The following is a 2790-nucleotide window of genomic DNA, read 5'->3' on the forward strand; positions in this document are numbered from 1 at the left end:
GCGGCGCGGCGCCGCCGGATCGAGGTGGCCCGGCCGCGGACGTCGAGCAGGTCGAGCGGGGTGTCGTGGAGCGCGTCGGCGCGGCGGTGCAGGGTCTCGCCGAGCCGGCGGCCCAGGTCCTGGTCGTGGGTCATCGCTCCTCCTCCCGGAGATCGGTGTGGCGTGGGTCGAGGCTGCGGGGCGCGCGGGCACGCAGCCCGGCCAGCGCGCGGCTGGCCTGGGACTTCACGGTCCCGGGGGAGATGCCCATGACGTCGGCGATCTCGGCCTCGGACAGGTCCTCGTAGTAGCGCAGCACCAGCACGGTGCGCTGCTTGGGCGGCAGGGTCTGCAGGTAGGACCACAGCGCGGCGCCGAGCCCGTCGTCGTACTCGTCGAGGACCGGCTGCTCGGGCATCTCGTCGGTGGCGTGCTCGCGGCGCTTCCACGCCCGGCGCCACAGCGAGTTGTGCTCGTTGACCATGATCCGCCGGACGTAGCCGTCCAGCGCGCCACGGTCGCGGACCTTGTCCCACGACAGGTACAGCTTGGCCAGCGCGGTCTGGAGCAGGTCCTCCGCGGCGGCGCGCTCGCCGGTGAGGAGGTAGGCGGTGCGCAGCAGGGCGGCCTGGCGGGCCGCCATGTAGGAGGTGAACTCCTCGTCCCTGCTCGTCTGCACTGCGTCCCCCGTGACGACACTCGGTGCACTGATCACCGACTCACCTCCCATTCAAACGTCTCCGGCCCGTCGTGTCCGGCCAGTCGTGTGGAGGACGCCACCCGTGGGACGCGGGTTGCATCCCGTTTGGCAGGCTTGCAAGGCTCGTCCCAGCCGAGGTGGTCCACACGGATCCGGGTCCCACGAAGGAGTGCACATGCAGCAGGTCAAGGCCGTCGTCGCGATGGCCAAGGGAGCACCCGTCGAGGTGGTCACCATCAACGTGCCCGACCCGGGTCCGGGCGAGGCGCTGGTCAAGGTGCAGGCGTGCGGCGTCTGCCACACCGACCTGCACTACCGCGAGGGTGGGATCAACGACGACTTCCCGTTCCTGCTGGGCCACGAGGCCGCGGGGATCGTCGAGGCCGTGGGCGACGACGTCACCGACGTGGCGCCGGGTGACTTCGTGGTCCTCAACTGGCGGGCCGTGTGCGGCAGCTGCCGCGCGTGCGACCGCGGCGAGCCGTGGTACTGCTTCGCCACCCACAACGCCACCCAGAGGATGACCCTCGAGGACGGCACCGAGCTCACCCCGGCGCTGGGGATCGGCTCGTTCGCGGAGAAGACCCTCGTCGCCGCCGGGCAGTGCACCAAGGTCGACCCCGAGGCGCGCCCGGCCGCCGTCGGCCTGCTGGGCTGTGGCGTGATGGCCGGCCTCGGTGCCGCGATCAACACCGGCAACGTGACCCGCGGCAAGAGCGTCGCGGTCATCGGTTGCGGCGGCGTCGGGATGGCCGCGATCGCCGGCTCCGCCCTCGCCGGTGCCTCGAGGATCATCGCCGTCGACATCGACGACACCAAGCTCGGCTGGGCCCGCGACATGGGCGCCACCGACACGGTGAACTCGAAGGAGTCCGAGCCGGTCGAGGCCATCCAGGCGCTCACCGGTGGTCACGGCGCCGACGTCGTCATCGACGCGGTGGGTCGTCCCGAGACGTGGAAGCAGGCGTTCTACGCCCGCGACCTGGCCGGGACGGTCGTCCTGGTCGGCGTACCGACCCCGGACATGAAGGTCCCCGACATCCCGCTCATCGACGTCTTTGGTCGCGGTGGGGCGCTCAAGTCCAGCTGGTACGGCGACTGCCTGCCGTCGCGGGACTTCCCGATGCTGGTCGACCTCTACCGGCAGGGCCGGCTCGACCTGGACGCGTTCGTCACCGAGGAGATCGGCATCGACGACGTCGAGGCGGCGTTCGACACGATGCGCGGCGGCGCCGTGCTGCGCTCGGTGGTGACGTTCTGATGGGCGGCCTGCGGGTGGACCACGCGGTCGTCTCCGGCACCTTCTCCCTGGACGGGGAGGTGCACGAGGTCGACAACAACATCTGGGTGGTCGGTGACGACGAGGAGTGCGTGGTCATCGACGCACCCCACGACGTCGACGCGATCCTGGACGTGGTGGGCGGCCGGCAGGTCAAGGCGATCCTGCTCACCCACGCCCACGACGACCACTGCCGGGTCGCTCCCGCGCTGCGGCAGCGGGTCAGCGCGCCGATCCTGCTGCACCCCGACGACCGGCCGCTGTGGGAGCTGACCCACACCGACGAGCTGTGGGACGCCGACCTCGCCGACGGCCTGTCGATCAAGGTGGCCGGCGCGTCGCTCAAGGTCCTGCACACCCCGGGGCACGCGCCCGGCGCCGTGTGCGTCTACGTGCACGACCTCGACTGCGTCTTCACCGGCGACACCCTCTTCCAGGGTGGGCCGGGTGCGACCGGACGCTCCTACAGCGACGCGGACGTCATCGTGGACTCGATCCGCGGCCAGCTGTTCCGGCTGCCCGACGAGACCGTCGTCCACACCGGCCACGGCGACGACACCACGATCGGCGCCGAGCGCGAGGCGCTCGGCTGACGCGGCGCGAAGCGCTGAGCTGAGCTGACGCAGCGCTGACGGATTGGGGGCGCGGCGCCCCCGGCTGAGAGACTGCCGGGATGCTGCGCCGCGCCCTTCCCGTCCTGCTCGCGCTGGGGCTGACCGCCTCCGCGTGCAGCGGCGACCCCGCGGTCGAGCGGCCCTCCGCCAGCGCCGATGGTCCGGCCACCGAGGCGACGACGCCGCCCACCCCGGCCGAGCGGCTCGGCCTCGTGGAG

At 72.1% G+C, this 2790-nt stretch carries 3 protein-coding genes; 2 read left to right on the plus strand and 1 reads right to left on the minus strand.

Annotation, left to right across the window (positions count from 1 at the left end; all coding sequences use genetic code 11):
- Positions 1-130: 130 nt before the first annotated feature.
- Entirely contained in the window at positions 131-694 is a 564-nt protein-coding gene (locus tag ACXJKL_RS18725) for a SigE family RNA polymerase sigma factor (RefSeq protein ID WP_457208513.1), read from the minus strand.
- Positions 695-854: 160 nt separating this feature from the next.
- Here ACXJKL_RS18725 and ACXJKL_RS18730 point away from each other — a divergent pair, with 160 nt between their 5' ends.
- Together ACXJKL_RS18730 and ACXJKL_RS18735 are read left to right on the plus strand one after the other, a co-directional pair.
- On the plus strand, positions 855-1940 hold the full coding sequence (locus tag ACXJKL_RS18730; RefSeq protein WP_457208514.1) for an S-(hydroxymethyl)mycothiol dehydrogenase: 1086 nt from the start codon (positions 855-857) through the stop codon (positions 1938-1940).
- On the plus strand, positions 1940-2551 hold the full coding sequence (locus ACXJKL_RS18735; RefSeq protein WP_457208515.1) for an MBL fold metallo-hydrolase: 612 nt from the start codon (positions 1940-1942) through the stop codon (positions 2549-2551). The genes ACXJKL_RS18730 and ACXJKL_RS18735 overlap by 1 nt, the downstream gene beginning before the upstream one ends.
- The last annotated feature ends 239 nt before the right edge of the window (positions 2552-2790 follow it).

This window comes from Nocardioides sp. P5_C9_2 (assembly GCF_054049555.1).

What these genes read in the sequence shown, in the direction of transcription:
- ACXJKL_RS18730 (WP_457208514.1), top strand. Translation starts at nt 855, where the DNA reads ATGCAGCAGGTCAAGGCCGTCGTCGCGATGGCCAAGGGAGCACCCGTC.
- ACXJKL_RS18735 (WP_457208515.1), top strand. Translation starts at nt 1,940, where the DNA reads ATGGGCGGCCTGCGGGTGGACCACGCGGTCGTCTCCGGCACCTTCTCC.